The 18,461-nt window shown below is 69.2% G+C and carries 17 protein-coding genes; 13 read left to right on the plus strand and 4 right to left on the minus strand.

The window, feature by feature from the left end; translation table 11 throughout:
- Positions 1–398: 398 nt before the first annotated feature.
- Both IT306_21550 and IT306_21555 read left to right on the plus strand, forming a co-directional pair.
- Entirely contained in the window at positions 399–3,008 is a 2,610-nt protein-coding gene (locus IT306_21550) for a GAF domain-containing protein (protein MCC7371014.1), read from the plus strand.
- Positions 3,009–3,069: 61 nt separating this feature from the next.
- Positions 3,070–4,224, plus strand: coding sequence for a response regulator (locus tag IT306_21555; GenBank protein ID MCC7371015.1), 1,155 nt, complete (start codon positions 3,070–3,072; stop codon positions 4,222–4,224).
- Positions 4,225–4,619: 395 nt separating this feature from the next.
- Here the strand turns inward: IT306_21555 and IT306_21560 are convergent, their stop codons facing one another.
- A complete protein-coding gene (locus IT306_21560; protein MCC7371016.1) occupies positions 4,620–5,798 on the minus strand; it encodes an alpha-hydroxy-acid oxidizing protein in 1,179 nt (392 codons plus the stop codon).
- 322 nt (positions 5,799–6,120) lie between these two features.
- Between IT306_21560 and IT306_21565 the strand changes: the two genes are divergently transcribed.
- The 8 genes from IT306_21565 (at position 6,121) to IT306_21600 (ending at position 12,605) form a co-directional block, all read left to right on the plus strand.
- A complete protein-coding gene (locus IT306_21565; protein MCC7371017.1) occupies positions 6,121–6,534 on the plus strand; it encodes an LrgB family protein in 414 nt (137 codons plus the stop codon).
- An 83-nt stretch (positions 6,535–6,617) separates the two neighbouring features.
- Positions 6,618–7,001 (plus strand): hypothetical protein, encoded by a 384-nt coding sequence (locus tag IT306_21570; protein ID MCC7371018.1) that lies wholly within the window; start codon positions 6,618–6,620, stop codon positions 6,999–7,001.
- A 221-nt stretch (positions 7,002–7,222) separates the two neighbouring features.
- Positions 7,223–7,642: a hypothetical protein gene (locus IT306_21575; GenBank protein MCC7371019.1), complete on the plus strand. Its 420-nt coding sequence runs from the start codon at positions 7,223–7,225 to the stop codon at positions 7,640–7,642.
- Positions 7,643–7,874: 232 nt separating this feature from the next.
- Positions 7,875–8,111, plus strand: coding sequence for a hypothetical protein (locus tag IT306_21580; protein ID MCC7371020.1), 237 nt, complete (start codon positions 7,875–7,877; stop codon positions 8,109–8,111).
- Positions 8,112–8,401: 290 nt separating this feature from the next.
- Complete coding sequence (locus tag IT306_21585) at positions 8,402–9,106, plus strand: response regulator transcription factor (GenBank protein ID MCC7371021.1); 705 nt, start codon at positions 8,402–8,404, stop codon at positions 9,104–9,106.
- 2 nt (positions 9,107–9,108) lie between these two features.
- On the plus strand, positions 9,109–10,641 hold the full coding sequence (locus IT306_21590; GenBank protein ID MCC7371022.1) for a HAMP domain-containing protein: 1,533 nt from the start codon (positions 9,109–9,111) through the stop codon (positions 10,639–10,641).
- A gap of 97 nt (positions 10,642–10,738) precedes the next feature.
- The gene (locus tag IT306_21595) at positions 10,739–12,007 is read left to right on the plus strand and encodes a M20 family metallopeptidase (GenBank protein MCC7371023.1); all 1,269 of its coding nucleotides are present in this window, start codon (positions 10,739–10,741) and stop codon (positions 12,005–12,007) included.
- A 7-nt stretch (positions 12,008–12,014) separates the two neighbouring features.
- Entirely contained in the window at positions 12,015–12,605 is a 591-nt protein-coding gene (locus IT306_21600; protein MCC7371024.1) for a YqgE/AlgH family protein, read from the plus strand.
- A 305-nt stretch (positions 12,606–12,910) separates the two neighbouring features.
- On the opposite strand, the gene IT306_21605 is transcribed toward IT306_21600, so the two are convergent.
- The 3 genes from IT306_21605 to IT306_21615 form a co-directional block, all read right to left on the minus strand.
- Positions 12,911–13,663 carry a hypothetical protein gene (locus tag IT306_21605; protein MCC7371025.1) on the minus strand — a complete coding sequence of 251 codons (753 nt, stop codon included), beginning with the start codon at positions 13,661–13,663 and terminating at the stop codon, positions 12,911–12,913.
- Positions 13,664–13,835: 172 nt separating this feature from the next.
- The gene (locus IT306_21610) at positions 13,836–14,696 is read right to left on the minus strand and encodes a hypothetical protein (protein ID MCC7371026.1); all 861 of its coding nucleotides are present in this window, start codon (positions 14,694–14,696) and stop codon (positions 13,836–13,838) included.
- 4 nt (positions 14,697–14,700) lie between these two features.
- Positions 14,701–15,252: a sigma-70 family RNA polymerase sigma factor gene (locus tag IT306_21615; protein MCC7371027.1), complete on the minus strand. Its 552-nt coding sequence runs from the start codon at positions 15,250–15,252 to the stop codon at positions 14,701–14,703.
- 318 nt (positions 15,253–15,570) lie between these two features.
- On the opposite strand from IT306_21615, the gene IT306_21620 reads away from it, so the two are divergent.
- The 3 genes from IT306_21620 to ffh all read left to right on the plus strand — a co-directional run bounded on the left by IT306_21620 (position 15,571) and on the right by ffh (position 18,459).
- Complete coding sequence (locus tag IT306_21620; protein ID MCC7371028.1) at positions 15,571–15,885, plus strand: hypothetical protein; 315 nt, start codon at positions 15,571–15,573, stop codon at positions 15,883–15,885.
- Between the two features lie 120 nt (positions 15,886–16,005).
- Complete coding sequence (gene ftsY / locus IT306_21625; protein MCC7371029.1) at positions 16,006–16,953, plus strand: signal recognition particle-docking protein FtsY; 948 nt, start codon at positions 16,006–16,008, stop codon at positions 16,951–16,953.
- Positions 16,954–17,124: 171 nt separating this feature from the next.
- A complete protein-coding gene (gene ffh / locus IT306_21630) occupies positions 17,125–18,459 on the plus strand; it encodes a signal recognition particle protein (GenBank protein ID MCC7371030.1) in 1,335 nt (444 codons plus the stop codon).
- The last annotated feature ends 2 nt before the right edge of the window (positions 18,460–18,461 follow it).

The raw sequence follows: 18,461 nt of genomic DNA on the forward strand, positions 1-18,461 counted from the left end.
ATTGACCAGGGGGATCAGCCGGACTGGCGGATGCGCGGTCGGGTTTCGGCGCTCGTGGCGGGGCTGTCGTGACGATTCTCCGATGAACGCGCCGTGGGCCGGCGGTGGCGTCGCCACTCCGGCGTGGCGCGCAAAGGGGGCGAGCATCAGCAGCGGCTGTATAGCACATCCGCAGGGTGTCGAGCGTGCGGCGCGGCGTCGCCAACGAGATGCGAAGGCATTTCGTACCCGAGATGGTGACGCTTCACGTGGTCCGGCCCCGTTCAAACTAGTGCATAGGGGCTAAATCTCCGTGCCGGTTGTCTTTCTCACGGTGTCGCCCGCCGTTGTCCTCTAGAGGAAGGGCGTGGGCGGCGTGCGTGCAGCGTTCTCACTCGCCGCGAACTCAGGAGGTCGAAGTGGCTCAGATCGTCTCGTCGGCGCGGCTGTGGCCGACCCGGTCCGAGGAGGCCGGCCGTCGAGCGGCTGGCCCGCTGGATCGGAACCCCGGCTCCCGCGGTTTCTATCTCTCGGTCTCATTCGTCTTCGCAATTCTGACCTACCTGGCCGTCCAGCTCATCCAGTGGGGCGGGGCGATGGTGAACGCCTCGGCCACCGCCGCCGATCCGATGGTCGGGAGCCTGCTGGTGCACCTGACCAGCCTGGTGGCCTGGGTCGGCGCGTGCATGCTGGCCGGGCTGGTGGCTCACTACTACCTCACACGGCTGGGCACCTCGCTGAGCGCCGAGCACCGGCGCGGCGAGAAGCTGGCGCTGGTCTCCGACGTGAGCGGCGCCATGACGGGGCCATACCCGCCCGCCGAGATCTCGACGAAGTTCCTCCAGCGCATTCGCAAGGTGATGCCCGACACGACGAGCGCCGCCGTCCTGCTCTACGACGAGACGGCGGAGTCCCTGTCCGGTCTGGCCGCCGATGGCCCGCATGCGAGCGACCTGGAAGGCCTCTTCCTCTACCTGTCCCTGCTGCCCGAGCCGATCCGCACCCCGCTGATGAAGAACCGCCCCGTCGTGATCTACGACGTGCGGGTGGACAACGCGACGACCGGCGGCGCGGACACCTGGGGATCGTTCATCCGCCATCTGCCGGCCCTGCGGCAGGCCCGCACCTTCGTGGTGCTGCCGCTGCTCTCCCGCAACCGGCTGGTGGGCGCGCTGCTGCTGCGCGACGACCGCCCGAGCGCCGTCGACGTCGAGATGCTGCAGTTGCTGACCGTCCTGACCCACTTCCTGGCGGGCGCGCTGCACAACGCCTTCTCGGTCTCCGAGGCCGAGGCTCGCGCCGACCGCGCCGCGGTCATCAACCGGGTGGTCCGCCACGCGCACGCCGGCTTCGACCACGAAGTGATGATGAAGAACGTGCTGGACGAGATGGGCGCAGCGATGCACATCTCGTCGGCGCTGGTGCAGCTGGGGAAGGCAGCGGACGATCTCCGCATCGCCTATGAGTGGACCGGCAACGGCGAGACCCCGGTCGGCATCGGTAGCCAGATCGAGCTGCCGATCGCGCGGTTGGCCGTCCGCGACGGTTGCACGGTGGCCGTGACCGACATGCGTACGGATGGCCGCCTGCAGCACGACGACCTCGGCCAGCCCGAAGACCACCTGCGAACCGGGGCGGTGGCCGTGCTCGCCACGCCGATCAGCCTCGGCGGGCAACTGGTGGGCGTGCTGCTGCTCCAGATGCACGACGTTCCGCGCGCCTGGACCGGCGACGACATCCGACTGGCGGAGGGCGTCGCCCGTGAGCTGCGGGTGGCCCTGGAGACGGCCCGCCTGCTCGAATCCCGTGAGCGCGAGTCCAACCGCCTGATGGCGCTGCACCGCGCCTCGACGGAGCTTGCCACCCACACCGACACCCACACCGTTATCCAGTCGATCCTGCGCAACGCCACGACCCTCCTGGGCGGCGGCAGCGGCTCCTTCTTCCGCTGGGATCCGGAGGCCGGGCTGCTCCGGCGGGTCCAGACCTGGCAGACCCCGGACATCGACACCTCCTCCGAAGTGCGCCCTGGTGAAGGGCTGGCCGGGCTGGCGTTCGCCGAGGCGAAGCCGGTCATCATCAACGACTACCAGGCGTCCGACCTGGCGCGCCGGCGCGGCCGGGACCGCGGCCTGCGGGCTGGCCTGGGCGTCCCGCTGATCCCGAGCGGCAAGCCGCTGGGCGTGCTGCTGATCTCCTCCTACGACGACTCGACCCAGTTCAGCGAGGACGACGCCCGCCTGCTCGACCTCTTCGGGGATCAGGCGGCGGCGGCCCTGATGACCGCCGAGGCCTTCGAGGAGCAGGGCAAGGCCGTGGCCGAGCTGGAGCGGGTCAGCAAGGTCAAGAGCGAGTTCGTGGCCATCGTCTCGCACGAGTTCCGGACCCCGCTGACGGGCATCCAGGGCTTCAGCGAGATGATGCGCGATGAAGACCTGACCGTGGACGAGATGAAGGAGTACGCCGCCGACATCAACAAGGATGCGCGGCGGCTGAACCGCCTCGTCAACGAGATGCTGGACCTGAGCCGCATGGAGTCTGGCCGCATCCAGTTGAGCCTGGAGTCCATCGACCTCAACGCCATCATCTCGGACGTGGCGAGCTTGATGCAGCCCACCGCCCCGAAGCACACGTTCACCCTGCGGCTCGACAAGTCGCTCGCGAGCCTCGTGGCCGACCGCGACAAGATCACCCAGGTGGTGACCAACCTCGCCAATAACGCCGTCAAGTACGCCCCGGACGGCGGGGAGATCGTGCTGATGACGCGCGCCGAGGGCAACCTGGCGCACCTGATGGTGGTGGACAACGGCATCGGCATGCACAAGGACATGCTGGAGCATGTCTTCGAGCCGTACTCGCGCGTCGAGCACGGGGCCGCCCGGGTGATCTCGGGGACGGGCCTGGGCCTGCCCATCGCCCGGCAGATCGTCAAGCTGCACGGGGGCAGGATCTGGGCGGACAGCATCGAGGGCAAGGGCTCGACCTTCCACTGCCTGATTCCGATCGGCGCAGCTGCCCGCGCTGCCTGAGCACAGACCCGGGATGAGCCTGGGGCCCAGCGCGGCGGCGCCGCGACAAGGAGCATCGAGAATGGACCAGCAGAAGATCCTCTTCGTGGACGACGAGGAGCAGATTCGTCGCCTGCTCAGCTCGTTCCTGACGCGGCGCGGCTACCTCGTCCAGACGGCGGTGGACGGCCAGGAGGCGCTCAACTTCCTGGAGCGCGAGCGGCCCGACCTCGTCATCACCGACGTCAACATGCCGAACGTGGACGGCGTCGAGCTGACTCGCCGGCTGCGGGCCGACCCTCGCCACGAGAGCCTGCCGATCATCATGCTCTCGGCCAAAGTGCAGACCGACGAGATCCTGGCCGGCTACGCCGAGGGCGCGGACGAGTACGTTCCGAAGCCGATTGAGATGCGGATCCTGGCCGCCAAGGTCGAGTCGCTGCTGCGGCGCGTCTCACACGCTGCCGTGCCGGCTGCTGTCGAGACGGTCGCTGCGCCGGAGCCGCCGGCCAAGCAGGTGGTGGTGTTCATGCACGGCAAGGGCGGCGTCGGGACGACCACCCTGGCCGTCAACATGGCGGTGGCCCTGGCGACGGAGGCGGGCAAGTCGGTCTCGCTGGTGGATCTCGACCTCGCCTACGGCAACGCCGCCCGCATGCTCGGGCTGCACACCGAGCGCACCCTGGCCGATCTCGCGGCCGACGATCACATCAACCTCGACGCGCTCCGCGAGATCACGCTGGAGCATCAGAGCGGCGTCAAGGTGGTGGTGGGCTGCGACCAGCCGGAGCACTCCGCGACGGTCGGCGGGCTGCTGGTCCGCTGGACCATCGAACAGGAGCTTGAGCGCTCCGATGTCGTGATCGTGGACACGGCGTCCTGGCTCTCCGAAGCGACGCTGGCGGCGCTGCCGGAGGCCACCACGGTCTGCGTGGTGACCGCCCCACGACTGGTGGCGTTGGAGGCGACGGCCAACTGCCTCGCCATGCTCAGGCGGCTGGGCGTCAAGCCCGAGCAGACCCGGCTGATGCTGAACAACACGTCGTCACGCGGTCTCAAGTCGGATGTGGTGGCGCGGCGGCTGGAGCGGCCGGTTGACCTGAGCGTGCCGTATCTGGCCTCGTTCGGGGATGCCGCGCGGACGCTCAAGCCGCTGGACAAGGGCCAGCCAGACGAGGTCGGCGCGATTGTCGCGCGCGACCTCGCGCACCGGGTGATCAGCTTCCCGGCGGCGTAACGCCGGGAAGAGCGCCCATCCCCGGCCTCCGCTCCCTGTGCGAGGGAGCGGAGCGCCGCGCGTGCAACACACCCTGTCATCCTGAACGGAACGAGCCTGCGAGTGAAGTGAAGGATCTCACCCGTTGACCGTCAACGCTCGCGTCAGCGGGTGAGATCCTTCGCAGGCTCAGGATGACAGGGAACTCGCGCACATTTCTGTGAAACCGCCATCGGTCACACCGGTGAACGCTTCGGACTGGACCTTCTTCCGATACCCTGGAGCCATGACAGCGATTCGGAAGTCACACCGGTGAACGCTTCGGACTGAACCCGTTCACGGCAGCTCGGGGACGCTCAGCCGCTCCTGGCTCAGCCGCTCCTGGCTCAGCCGCTCCTGCGCTGTCGTAGCAGCCTCTACCGGGCCGGGCTGGCCTCCAGCGCTGCTGGCCGGCTGCCCGGCCAGCGCACCGCCGTTCGGTCCAGGTCCGCCAGCGTCGGGCGGCCGATCAGCGCCAGCGTGCGGTCGACCTCGGTCTGGAGGATCGTCAGCGCCCGCTCGACGCCGGGCTGCCCACCGGACGCCAGGCCCCACAGGTACGGCCGTCCGACCATGCACGCCTTCGCCCCGAGCGCCAGGGCCTTGACGACGTCCGTCCCGCGCCGCACGCCGCTGTCGAGCAGGATCTCGGTGCGGTTGCCGACGGCGTCGGCGATCTCCGGCAGCACGTCGATCGAGGCGTCCATGTAGTCGAGCTGCCGGCCGCCGTGGTTCGAGACCACGATGCCATCGGCACCCTGGTCTACAGCCATGCGGGCATCCTCGACGGTGGTGATGCCCTTGATGATCAGCGGCCCCTTCCAGAGCGAGCGGAACCAGCGGAAATCCTCCCAGCTCACCGACGAGTCGTGCAGGCTGGTCACATAGCCGCCGAGCCGCACCAGATCGTCGCCGCCAGCCCGCTCGCTGAGGCCCAGGAAGTTGCGATCCGTGATTTTGGGGCCGCCGAGCACGCGACGGATCCAGTCCACCCGACGCACCGTGTCGAGCGCGTTCTTGACGGTGATCTTCGGCGGCACGGTGAAGCCGTTCCGCAGGTCGCGCTCACGCTGGCTGACGACCTGCACGTCCACGGTCAGGAACATCGCCTTCGCACCGACTGCCGCCGCCCGTTCCACCAGCCGCTTCGTCACCTCGCGGTCGCGCCAGACGTAGACCTGGAACCAGACGCGCCCGTTGGCGGCCTCGGCGACCTCTTCGATGGAGCAGGTGGCGCGCGTCGCCAGCGTGTAGATCGAGCCAACCCTGGCGGCAGCCTTCGCCGCCTCGATCTCGCCGCGCGGCCAGAGCAGGCCGGGCATGCCGGTCGGAGAGCAGACGACGGGCGTGGACAGCTCCTGCCCGAGGACGGTGGTGGTCTGGTCCCGCTGCGAGACATCCACGAGGACGCGCGGCCGGAACGTGATCCGCTCGAACGCCGCGCGGTTCTCGCGGACGCTCCACTCATCCTCGCCGCCGCCGTCCACGAAGTCGAACACGGCGCGCGGAAGCCGCCGGCGGGCGCGCTGCCGAAGGTCTTCAATGTTGATAGCCATGCCTGCTGCCTCTTCCAGTACTGCGGGGGCAGCGTTGTGAGACGACCGCGACCCCGACGGGTACCCGACATGGTACCTGACCGCTGGCGGCACTGGTTCCGTGCCCGGATGTCGGCTGGCCGACATCCGGGCTATTGGCTTGCCAGCAGTACTCGAAACAGACTCCTGGGATACTGGCATCTAGATTCAGTTGTGCGACTCAGCGCGGCAATGACGTAGCGCCACGACCGTCCGATGCTTGACCAGGAGAGGTGCGATTCCATGATCGCTTCCCTCACCACCGCGCGGAACTGGCCCATCGCTCGTAGCTGTCTTCGCCATCGTGACCGGCACCATCGGGGCCATGTTCGGGCCGATGCTGCTGACCCGATTCGGCGTCACCGATCCGCTGGCGCGCGGCATCGCGCTCGGCACGACCTCCCACGGCCAGGGGACGGCCGCCGCGCTCCTGGAGGGCGAGTCCGCTGGGGCGATGTCCAGCCTGTCGATGGCGGCTGTCGCCGTCTTCACCGCCGCGATTGCACCGTTGTACATCTCGGCTGTACATCTCGGCGCTGCTGGGCCTGATCGCCTAAGCCAGGGCTACGACGAGGCCTCCAACGCCTCGGCCTTGCTGAGACAAAGACAAGTGTCGGCCAGCCGACATCTGAAATGTCGGCTGTCAGGCATACGCGCCCGCGCGTGCCTGGGATACTGCCCTCGGGCTTCAGTCCGCGTACTCATTCATTCGAGGTAGCCGCCATCCCAAAGATGGTCAGTGACTACGGATGGGATCGGGCGCGTCGGAGAGCACGTCTGAAGCTGCGAGGAGCGGGATCGGTGCAGGACGAGGGACTTCCGTACGGCGAGCAGCCGCCAGGACCGCAAACGCTCTCCTGGCCCGCCGACGCCGTCACCGACGCCGTCGCCCCAGCGCCACCCGTGACATGCGACGTGGTGGCTGCTGCGCGCCTGGATGGCGTGCGCCTTGCCGCGCGCGAGATCGCCCACCTGCTCAACAACGACCTGGCCGTCTCGGTCGGGGCGCTCGATCTGCTCCGTCACTGCGAGGATCTGCCGCCGGCCCTCCACGACCTTGTCGAGCGGGCGCTCGCGGGTATCAGCGCCGCGACCGCCCACGTCGAACGGCTGCAGCGCGTCCAGCGGGTCGTGACGCACGAGACGCCGGCCGGACCGTCGCTCGACCTTGACCACTCGGGCTAAGACCACTCGAGCCCGGGTCACTCAGGCCAGCTTCCGGGGAGCAGTCCTCACGCCACATGGTGTGCTGCGCTCTTCCGTCGCCCTCACAGCGTGGTCACGAGGCGCGGCTTCGCTTGATTGTGGCGTCGTTGTAGCGCCATCGTGTCGGGGCAGCCGGTAGCATGACCCCGTCAGATGCAGTCTCGGTGGTGCATGCGGCTGCGTCAGGGTGGAGGACTCCGGTGGCACTTCCACGCAAAGCCCCATCGGCACGCCACAGCTTCGACCTGCCGGGTCGGACTGGCGTCATCGTGCAGCATCCGGCGGTCGAGGGCCTGCTGGATTCGCAGATGGTGCCGGCGGGCGCGGTCGGCGTGCTGGAGAGCCGCGCCCGCGACGAGGCGCGGCTTGAGGGCGTGCAACTGGCCGCGCGCGAGATCGCCCACCTGCTGAACAACGATCTGGCCGTTGCGGTGGGCCTCGTGGAGTTGCTCCAGGAGCGCGACGATCTCCCCGCCCACCTGCGGGACATGCTTTTCGGGGCGGCCCAGAGCCTGGACTCCGCCGCGCGTCACGTCGCGCAGCTCCAGGGCATCAAGCGGGTGATCGTCAAGGAGACGCCGGCCGGTCAGAGCCTCGACCTGGAGCGCTCGCGCCGCTAGCCTCGTACCTCCAGCACGCGCGTCGCGCGGGCTGCAGCGGTCCCGCGGCCTCACGTCGGGTGTAACGTCTGCCGGCTGGCAGGGACTGAGCACGTGCAAGGCAGGCACGCTCCGCCAGGGCATGGCACGCGCCGTGCATTCTGGACGGGTGAGCCGCACTGCCGGCGGGGGAAGACCCCCAACATCTCGGGCGTTCGACGCGCCCGAAACACGTGCAACAGAGGTGACGACCATGGCTCCGGCAACGACGATCGCGCCCGCGTCCCACACCGCTCCGACGGGCGGCACTGGTCAGACCGGCGATTTCGTGCAGGATGTGGCCCTCGCAGCCGAGCGCATCGACCGCAAGCTTCGGTTGTCGCTCTCCCCGCGGCAGTACGCGATGGTGCAGGATCTGGTGCTGGCGACGCGCATCATGACCATTGCGCGGGATGCCGACGACGAGCTGGCAGCGCCCTCGGCCGCCTGAGCGCCGCCTCCGTGCAGGCGGCCCCGAGGCTGGCGGCGCGCCGAGTCGGAGCCGTTTCGTCGCGCCGCATCTTCAGCAAATCTCAAGCTTTCTCAGCTTGAAGCCTCAGCCACGCGCGGCATCATCGAAGGAGACGGCGCGCAGCCCGCGCCAGGATCCCGACGATGCCCCTCACGATACGGCTCCCGTGGCGCACCGGAGCGCCCCAGCGTCCGGCCGCATCGCCCACACCAGCCTCGCCACCTGCTCCATCGGCTGTCCCGACACGGTATCCTGATGTTGAGGACGCGATGGTCACAGGATCAACCGGCGCGAATGGGACACCCCGTATCCTCGTCGTCGACGACGAGGATGCCATCCTCGACTTTGTCGAGCTGGGCCTGAAGTACGAAGGCTTCGAGGTCGAGCTGGCCCGCGACGGGCTGGCCGCGATCTCGTCGTTCAGCGCGCGCCGGCCTGACCTGATCCTGCTCGATCTGAACCTGCCCGGCCTGGACGGTCTCGACGTCTGCCGGCGTATCCGCCAGGCCAGCGACGTGCCGATCATCATGCTGACGGCGCGCGGCGACGTGGATGAGCGTGTCGAGGGGCTGGAAGCGGGCGCTGATGACTACCTCCCCAAGCCGTTCAAGTTCAAGGAGCTGTTGGCCCGCGTGCGGGCCGTCCTGCGGCGGCGCACCAGCTCCGTCGAGCGGGTGCTGCGCTTCGGGGCGCTCGAGTTGAACCGCGACACGCGCGAGGTCTTCCTCGACGGTCGCCCCGTCCACCTGACCCCCCGCGAGCTGGATCTGCTCGAAGTGTTCATGCTCCACCCGCGCCAGGTGATGACGCGCGACGTGCTGCTGGACCGGGTCTGGGGCACCGACTACCTGGGCGACGGCAACCTGATCGAGGTTCATGTGAGCGCCCTGCGCGACAAGCTCAGCGATACCGATCGGAAGCTGATCCGCACGGTGCGGGGAGTCGGATACGCGCTCTCGGGCGGCCCGAGCTAGCCGTGGTTTTCCTGGCGAGCCTCAACCCCCGTAACTGGCCGATCCGCTGGCAGTTGACGATGCTCAACGTCGGCGTGCACGCCGTCACGCTGGTGACGTTGAGCATCGTGTTCCTGGCCCAGATGGACGGCGCGCTGGTGGGCATCGCCGCCGACAACCTGCGCGACAAGGCGCGGGGTGTCTTTGAGGATCGCCGCCCGCCACCGGATGAGGTCGGGCTGCGCCCGCCGCCGCCCCCGTTCAGCCTGCCGCGTATCGCCGCGCTGGTGGTCCGTCGTCTGAGCGGGCCGGACAGCGGCGCGCTCATCTTCGACCTGGACGGCAACCTCGTCGAGCAGACCCGCGTCGAAGAGGATCAGGAGCCGTGGCCGGCCCCGCCGCCGGCGATGCTGACGCAGGATGCCGGGCGCCCCGGCGCTGAGCGCACCATGATCGTGCGACAGGAGTCTCGGCGCGTGCTGCTGCTGATCGTGCCGATGCCGAGCCCTGAGGACGGCGTGGTCGGGACCGTCGTGCTGGCGCGCTCGCTGGAGCTGGTCGACGCCGTGCAGGGGCGCCTGCTCTGGGCGCTGGTCGCCGTGGTGGTGATCGCCGTCGTCGTCGGCGGCACGCTCGGGCTGCGGGCGACCCGCGAGGCGTTGCGCCCGCTGGACCGTGTCATCCACGTGGCCCGGGCCATCGAGGCCGGCCAACTGGACGAGCGGCTGCGCCCGACCAAGCACGACGAGATCGGTGCGCTGGGCATCGCGCTGGACACGATGCTGGACCGGCTGGCCGGGATGGTCGCCTCGCAGCGGCAGTTCGTGGCGGACGCCGCCCACGAGCTGCGAACGCCGCTGACGGCCCTCGGCGGGATGGTCGAGATGCTCCAGATGGGGGCCGACCGGGGCGATCCGAACACGGTCCGCCGGATGCTCGACACGATGAGCCGGGAGATCGACCGGCTCAGCCGGCTGGTGGCCGACTTGTTGACGCTCTCGCGGCTGGACGCCGAGCAGCCGCTGCACCCTGGCCCGGTCGACCTGCCGGCCCTGCTCAGCGAGGTGGCGATCCAGACGGACGTGTTGGCAAAGGGCCAGGAGATCGCCGTCGAGGTCGAGCGGCCGGCCACGGTCATCGCCGACGCCGACCGCCTCAAGCAGGTGCTGCTCAACCTGACCGCCAATGCGATCCGCTTCACGTCGGCTGGCGGGCAGATCGTCCTGGGCCTCACCACCGACGACGGCAAGGCGATCGTGACCGTCTCGGACACCGGCTCGGGCATCGCACCCGACCTGCTGCCTCGGGTTATGGACCGCTTCGTTCGGGGTGACGCCTCGCGGGCACGCTCGACGGGCGGCTCGGGGTTGGGGCTGGCCATCGCCAGCGCCATCGTCGAGGCGCACGGCGGGACCATCGAGATCGCCAGCACGCTCGGCCAGGGCACGACGGTGACCATCTCGCTGCCTCGTACTGAGGGATCGTCCGCGCAGGCTCGGCCATCCTCCGACCTGCCCGCCGCCGTCGAGCGCCGCCAGCCCGTCGCCCCGAGCTAGCCGCTGACGCTGACGTGCGCGCGCCCCCTCACAGACGCCATCATGCTCACACGCAGCAGCGTCGGGCAGCGCTGGCGACGAGAGAGGATGACCGCGCATGGCGATTGACCGAGCCAATGCACGTGAAGACTGGGACGCGCGTATCCGTGCCGCCGTGGCGGAGCTGACGCCGCAACTGCTGGAGACCAGCCACGACATCCATGCCAACCCGGAGCTGGCGTTCCGCGAGCACCGGGCCTGCGCGCGGCTGGCCGACGAGCTGGAGGCAGGTGGCTTCACGGTCACGCGCGAAGCCGGCGGCCTGCCCACGGCGTTCCGCGCCGAATACCGCGGCGGCGAGCCCGGCCCCACTGTCGCCATCCTCGCGGAGTACGACGCCCTGCCGGGCATCGGGCACGCCTGCGGTCACAACGTCATCGCCACCAGCGCTCTGGGGGCCGGGCTGGCGTTCGCACGGGCCGGCCTGAAGTTCCCCGGCACGCTGCTCATCGTCGGGACGCCGGCCGAGGAGGGCGGCGGCGGCAAGATCCTGCTGGCCGAGGCCGGCGTCTTCAAGGACGTAGACCTGGCCTACATGTTGCACCCATCCCAGACAAACATGGTGCGGCGCGGCTCGCTGGCAAACAGCCGCGTCGAGGTCGTGTTTCACGGGCGGGCGGCGCACGCGGCCGGCGCTCCGGATCTCGGCATCAACGCCCTGGAAGCCGTCATCCAGACGTTCGTGAACCTGAACGCGCGCCGCCTGCACATGCGCGAAGACGCCCGTGTCCACGGCATCATTACGGATGGCGGCAAGGCCGTGAACATCATTCCCGACCGGGCAGCGGCACGCTTCAGCGTGCGGGCGCGGGACCGCGCCTATCAGCGGCGGCTCATGGAGATGGTGCGGCAGGCCGCCGAGGCCGGCGCGCTGAGCACGGGCGCGCGGCTCGAGTGGACGGAGACGCGTGGATACAGCAACATGGTGCCAAACAACGTCATCGCGGATCTCTTCGCGACGCATCTGCGGGCCACCGGGCGCACGGTAGACGAGCCGAAGCCGAACCAGCGGATGGGCTCGACGGACATGGGTGACATCAGCCAGATCATGCCGGCCATCCACGCGTACCTCTCGATCTCGCCGCCGAGCGTCCCCAATCACACGCTGGAGTTTACGGCGGCGGCCGGCTCGCCGGACGGCGACCGGGCCTGCATCGATGGCGCGCTGACGATGGCGCAGACGGCCGCCGACTTCTTCGCCAACCCTGCGCTCGTGGAGCAGGCGAAGGCCGAGTTCGCGGAGCGGCTGGCGAGCGGCGTGGCGGCCGGCTACGACGCCTGGGTTGAGGCCGGGAAGGCGTACGCCCCGGCCCCTCGGCCGGCCTGAGGGTGTCGTGAGCCTCGATCTCTCGCTGGGCACCCTGCTGGTCGCGCCGCCGTCCGAGGACGCCGATCCGACGTTCGGCCGGACGGTGGTGATGATCGTGGACCGCGAGCCGGCCTGGACGATCACCGGGCTGGTGCTGAACCGGCCGACGGAGAATGTGGCGCTGGACGAGGCGGCGCGGGCGGCGCTGTTCCTGCCGGACTTCACGGCCCCGGCCTACTGGGGCGGCCCGGTCGGGCACGACCCGGTCGTCCTGGCCGAGATCACGGACCAGGACGGCCTGGAGTGGTTTCACCTCGATCAGGCACAGCGGCGGCCGTTCCCGGTGCCGGGGGTCGGGCTGGTGGCGCTCGGGGAGCACCATGAGCCGTTCGAGCGACGCATCGGGCGGGCGCGTCTGTACGTCGGGCTGACGGTCTGGGCGGCGGTGATGCTCGAACGCGAGATCGAGGCTGGCGAGTGGTGGCTGACGCGCGGGACCGCCGAGGACATCTTCGCGCCCGATCCGGATGGCCTGCTCACGCGGGCGCGCGCCCGCGCCCGCCGCCCAGAACGACGGGGGCCAGCTGGCCTTTCGCGCCCCCTCGACGATCTGTAGGGTGGGGTTGCTGGTTCTGGGTTTCGGGTTTCGTCTTCCTGGATCGGCTGTTCGGCGCGCACTGCGCGGTGGTGGACTGGCGTGCAGACCAGCACATCGTGTTCGTGCACACGGGCGGCGCACCAGGGTTGTTCGCGTACCGCTCGGCCTTCCCCGCTCCCCTGCCTTCTGACCCGTAACCTACCTATCTCGTGGCTTCCAGGCAGACGACGCCGTGCGGCCCGACGACGGCCGCGTGGGCCGTGCCGGCCGCCAGATCGAGGCGGTCGCCGGCCTGAAGGTCGACGGACCGCCCCGCCCGGCGCCTACTTCTTGCCGGAGGCCTTCGCCATGAAGTCCTTCGCGCCGGCCGCGATCCACGGCTGGACGCCGGTCATGAAGCACTTCACGCCGAGGCTGGCGTAATGCTCGATGTTCGCGCTCGTCGCCAGCGTGCCGGCCGTCCGACCGGACGCCACGATCTTCTTGAGCGCGTTGTCGATGGTCGAGAGCACCTCGGGATGGGTGATGTTGCCGATGTGCCCGAGCGAGGCCGCGAGGTCCGACGGCGCGACGAAGAAGACGTCGATGTGATCGACGGTCAGGATCTCGTCCAGTTTGTTGACCGACGCGATGTCCTCGATCAGCACGATCAGCGCCGTGTGATCGTTGGCGATCTTCACGTAGTCCGGGACGCCGTAGCCCTGGCGGCTGACGAACAGGCCGCGCTTGCCGATGGGCGCGAACTTCGCGGCGTTGACGAAGTGCTCGACCTCTGCCTTGTTGTTGACGTGCGGCATCACCAGCGCCTGCGCGCCACGGTCGAGCGCGCGGTAGATGACGCCGTACTCGTTCTGGTGGAGGCGCAGGACCGAGGTCATGCCCCAGAGGTCGCAGGCTCGGGTCAGGTCCGAGATGTCGCCGAAGTCGACGGGGCCGTGCTCGCCTTCGAGCCAGATGCCGTCCGCGCCAATCGGCCCCCACGAATCGATGGTGTCGGCATCGGCAGCGCCGGCCAGGATGGTCACGGCCTCGCCGGCGGCGAGCTTCTGCTTGATACGGTTGGGTCGGATGTTCACCACGGTCATTCCTCGCAGTCGAGCCGCCTCTGGAGATCGTCGCCGAGTCCGGGGCGGGCAGCCCGAGTGGTCGGACATCGTAGCATGGGCTGCTGCGAGGTGCAGACTCGTATCATCACCGCGACAGGCCGATGGCATGTTCGTCGGTGTTCCCCGACCGCTCGCGCCACGATCAGCGCTGGCTGCGACGGTAGCCGGCGGCTTCGGCGTCCGCTGGCTGTGCGAAGCAGATCTCCGGGGCCGTGGCGTCGTAGAAGAAGCCGCCGGGCGCGTGGTAGATCATGCTGGCGCGGTTGCCCTTGAGCGGGTGGGTCGGCGGGCAGGCGTTGCCGGCCGGGGCGGCCACCCCGGTGGCCGAGGGTTGGCCGCCAGCGGCGCCCGGCGCAGCTGTCCCGGGCTGTCCGGGGGCCGTCTGCCTCGGCGCGGGGCCGGTCGGGGCAAGCTCCAGGCGCGGCGTCTCCTGTGGTTGTCCGCGCGACAGGTACGCCATGCCGATCAGGCTCAGGCCCATCAGCAGCACGGCGGCTGCCGCTGCGATCAGCAGCCGCTCGCGCCAGATCCGGAGCTGTCGCCGGCGATCCGCCTCAGCCTCGGCCAGGACCGGATCGGGCAGGCTGCCGACGTGAAAGCCTGAGTCGAGGGTGGTCCGTGGCCGGGCGTCCGGCCTGTCCTCGGGCGTTGGGCGCGGCCCCGGCCCCGGTCCTATCTCGGTGAGGCCGGGGCCGCCGCCGGGACCGCCACCCGGCCCTGGCCCGCCAGTCGATCTGCCGCCCGGCCCTGGCCCGTCGTCCTCTGACAGCAGCGCCACCAGTGCCCCGAGATCGTCCGCACAGGAGGAGCAGCCACTCTCCAGGTGCACCGCGACCTCCGGCAGCTGTCGGTCGGCGTCTGGGCGGCCGCGCTCCAGCAAGAGCTGGGCATACTCTCCGAGCGTCCCCGCATCCACAACGTGGACGACCGGTACGGCCTCAACAGCTTGGAGCAGGCGTGCACGGGCGGCCACAGACGGTCTGACGCGATAGTCGTCGGCCATCGTCCTATCCTGTCCGATCCGAGCGCAGCGGCCCAACCGCCGCCTGCGCGCACTTTCGCAGCCGGTTCACGCCGTTGAAGACGATGCGGCGCGCGTTGACCTCGCTGACCCGCAGAACCTGGGCGATCTGCTCGGCCTTCGCCTCCGAGAAGTAGCGCAGCTCGACCGCCTGGCGGTCACGGGCCGGCAACCCCTCCAGGCAGCGATCCAGCACCACGAAGCGGAGATCGTCCGCGCTCTCGGGCGCGCCCGGGGCGGCCAGCTCGGGGGCGGCGTCGAGCGGCACGCGGCTCTCGCCCACCGTCCGCAGGACCCCCTTCGAGACGTTCAGATACTTGCCGATGACGAACCCCTTGAACGTCTGCGGGCTGCGCGCGCTCTCGATGTCCAGCACGACGCCAGCGCACACATCGGCCACCGCGTCCTCGATCAGGTCCGGCGGACGGCCGCTCAGCTTCCCGTACGCCAGCGCCCGCACCCGCACGACCAGCGCATCCCAGGCCGCCTGGTCGTTGGCATCCTGCTGCAACCGTGTGCAGATCGTTGCCCAGTCCACCCTGCCGCCCGCCCTCCGCGACTGCCGGTCGTTCGGAAGAGAAGTCTACGGGCGGCACGGCAGCATGTCTAGGCCGCCAGGTTCCGGCGTGGGCGCGTCTCACGCGCGACGCCCGCTCACCAGGGCATCTGGGCCGCCGTATTCGACACAAGGAGCATGAGAGCCAGCTCGTCCCAGAATTCCCGAACGGCGGGTTATGAGCGACGTTCTGGAATTCTCCGCGAGCGACGTCGAAGATCGTAACACCGGCGGGAACTCTGTACCTCTTCATTCGAGAGCCGCCTGGGGCAGAGCCGGGCGGCACTGGGGGTGCGGGACATGCACGAGTTCAGCGACGGGGTGACGGCGCAGGATATCGACCGTCGGCTGTGGCTGGAGCTGCCGTCCGAGCAGTACCGGCTGGTGCAAGAGCTGGTGCGGCTGGAGAGCGACAGGCCGATCATCGGACTCCTCGACGAGTCCGAGCGCATCGTGGCAGCGCTCGCGGAGCGGTTCCCGGCCCTGCGCGCGGAGATCCTGGCAGCGGCCCAGGAGATCGTCGAGCGGGGCGCCATCTACGAAGATGGCGCCTCAGAGCCTGTCCGCGGCTGCGGCGACTGGCGGCCCGGACCGGCCAGCACCACGCTCGTGTGACGGGGGCGGCAGCGTGAATGACCACAAGCAGTGGAAGGTCTGCGATAATCGAGGGAACACTTCGGTGCGCCAGCGCCGCGCGCGCCCGCCCAGACCTTCCGGGAGCAGCAGACCGCCACCATGCTCAGCCGCCTGTTCCGCCGCGAAAAGCTCGACCAGGGCGTCGAGAAGTCCCGATCCGGCTTCTTCGGACGGATCCGGCAGCTGCTCACCGCCGAGCGGCCCATTGACGACGACCTCTGGGATGAGCTGGAAGAGCTGCTGATCCAGGCGGACGTGGGCGTCCAGTTGACCGACGAGCTGATGGAGCGGCTGCGTGGCGAGCACCGCTCGGGCGAGATCCAGAGCTCGCGCGATCTGTTCGACGCGTTGAAGGATGCCCTCGCGACGGCCCTCGAGGATGTCGCCGAGAAGCAGGAGAAGGTCGGGCCGCTGGTCCAGAAGGGGAAGCTCTCCTGCATCCTGGTGGTCGGCGTCAACGGCGTCGGCAAGACCACCTCCATCGCCAAGCTGGGGAACCTGTACCGCGGCCAGGGCTACAGCGTGGTGCTGGCGGCCGGCGACACGTTCCGCGCGGCGGCCATCGACCAGTTGAAGATCTGGGGGGACCGCGCCAACGTGCCCGTCGTCGCGCACCAGCCGAACGCCGACCCTGGTGCGGTGGTCTACGACGCCCTCAGCGCGGCTCGCTCGCGGAACACCGACCTGGTGATCGTGGATACGGCCGGGCGGCTGCACACCAAGTTCAACCTGATGGAAGAGCTGAAGAAGATCCGCCGGGTGATCGACAAGCAGGGCGTGGACCGCGTCACGACGGTGCTGGTGGTGGACGCCACGACCGGCCAGAACGCGATCACCCAGGCCCAGCAGTTCGCCAAGACGGCGGGCCTGGACGGGCTGATCGTGACCAAGCTGGACGGGACGGCCAAGGGCGGCGTCGTGTTCGCCGTGACGCGCGAGGTCGGCGTGCCGATCATGTTCGTCGGGACCGGCGAGAAACTGGACGATATGTCGGACTTCGACCCCGACGATTTCGTGGATGTGCTCGTCGGCGACGGTCGCGCGTAGTCTGAACGATCTGCTCGGCGCGGGTCAGAGGAAGAACATGGCGTCATTCAAGCGCTTGCCTGGCCAGCGAGCTGCCATCTTCGAGAACCTGAGGTTAGAGATATGCTGCGCACCGATGGCGGCGCGTAGTCTCGTCATTGAACCGAGGCAGAACACGCGGAGGAGACGGCGATGTTTGAGAGTCTGTCTGATCGGCTGACCGCCGTCTTCGAGAAGCTGCGGAGCCACGGCAAGGTCACCGAAGAGGATCTGAAGGTTGCGCTGCGCGAGGTGCGGATCGCGCTCCTCGAAGCCGACGTCAGCCTCAAGGTCGTGCGGCAGTTCATCAAGTCCGTCGAGGAGAAGGCGCTCGGGGCCGACGTCCTCAAGGGCCTGAATCCCGCCCAGCAGGTCATCAAGATCGTCCACGACGAGCTGGTGGAGGTGTTGGGCGGCGGCGGCGCGGCGAAGCTGAATACGGCCACCCAGCCGCCGAACGTGATCCTGCTGGTCGGCCTCCAGGGCGCTGGCAAGACGACGCTCGCCGCCAAGCTGGCGCTGATGCTCCGCAAGCAGGGCCAGCGCCCGATCCTGGTGGCGGCCGACCCGTACCGCCCGGCCGCCGTCACCCAGATCCAGACGCTGGGCAAGCAGCTGGACATCCCCGTCTACCACGAGGAGGGCCGCAAGCCGCCGGACCTCGCGCAGGACGCCGTCACGTACGCCCAGCGCATGAACTTCAACTACGTGATCGTCGATACGGCCGGCCGAACGGTCATCGACGACGCGATGATGAACGAGGTCGCGGAGATCAGGCGGCGGCTCAACCCGCCTGAGGTGCTGCTCGTGGCGGACGCGATGACGGGCCAGGACGCCGTCAAGGTGGCCGAGCAGTTCCACGCCCGCGTGAGCATCACGGGCGTCGTGCTGACCAAGATGGACGGCGATGCCCGGGGTGGCGCGGCGCTCTCGTTGCGCTCGGTGACGGGCGTCCCCATCAAGTTCGTCGGCGTCTCCGAGAAGCCGGACGGTATCGAGCAGTTCCACCCGGAGCGGATCGCGACGCGCATCCTCGGCATGGGCGACGTGATGACGCTCATCGAGAAGGCGCAGCAGCAGACCTCCGAAGAGGAGGCGCAGAAGCTGGCCGGGAAGTTCAAGAAGGGGACGTTCGACCTGGAAGACTTCCTGGAGCAGCTTCAGAAGATGCGGAACATGGGGCCGTTGGAGCAGCTGTTGGGGATGATCCCCGGGATGTCGCAGGCGCTGAAGGGTCAGGATCTCTCGGGCTCGGAGAAGCAGTTCAAGCGCATCGAGGCGATCATCCAGTCGATGACGCCCTACGAGCGGCGGAACCCGGACGTGATCGGGACCAGCCGGAAGCGGCGGATCGCCAAGGGCAGCGGCACGACCACCTCGGAGGTCAACAAGCTGCTGAACCAGTTCCGCGAGATGCAGAAGATGATGAAGATGTTCTCACGTGGGAAGATGCCACGCGGCCTCGGGGCGCTGATGGGCCGCCGGTAGGC

The organism is Chloroflexota bacterium (assembly GCA_020850535.1).
Taxonomy (GTDB): Bacteria; Chloroflexota; UBA6077; order UBA6077; family JACCZL01; genus JADZEM01.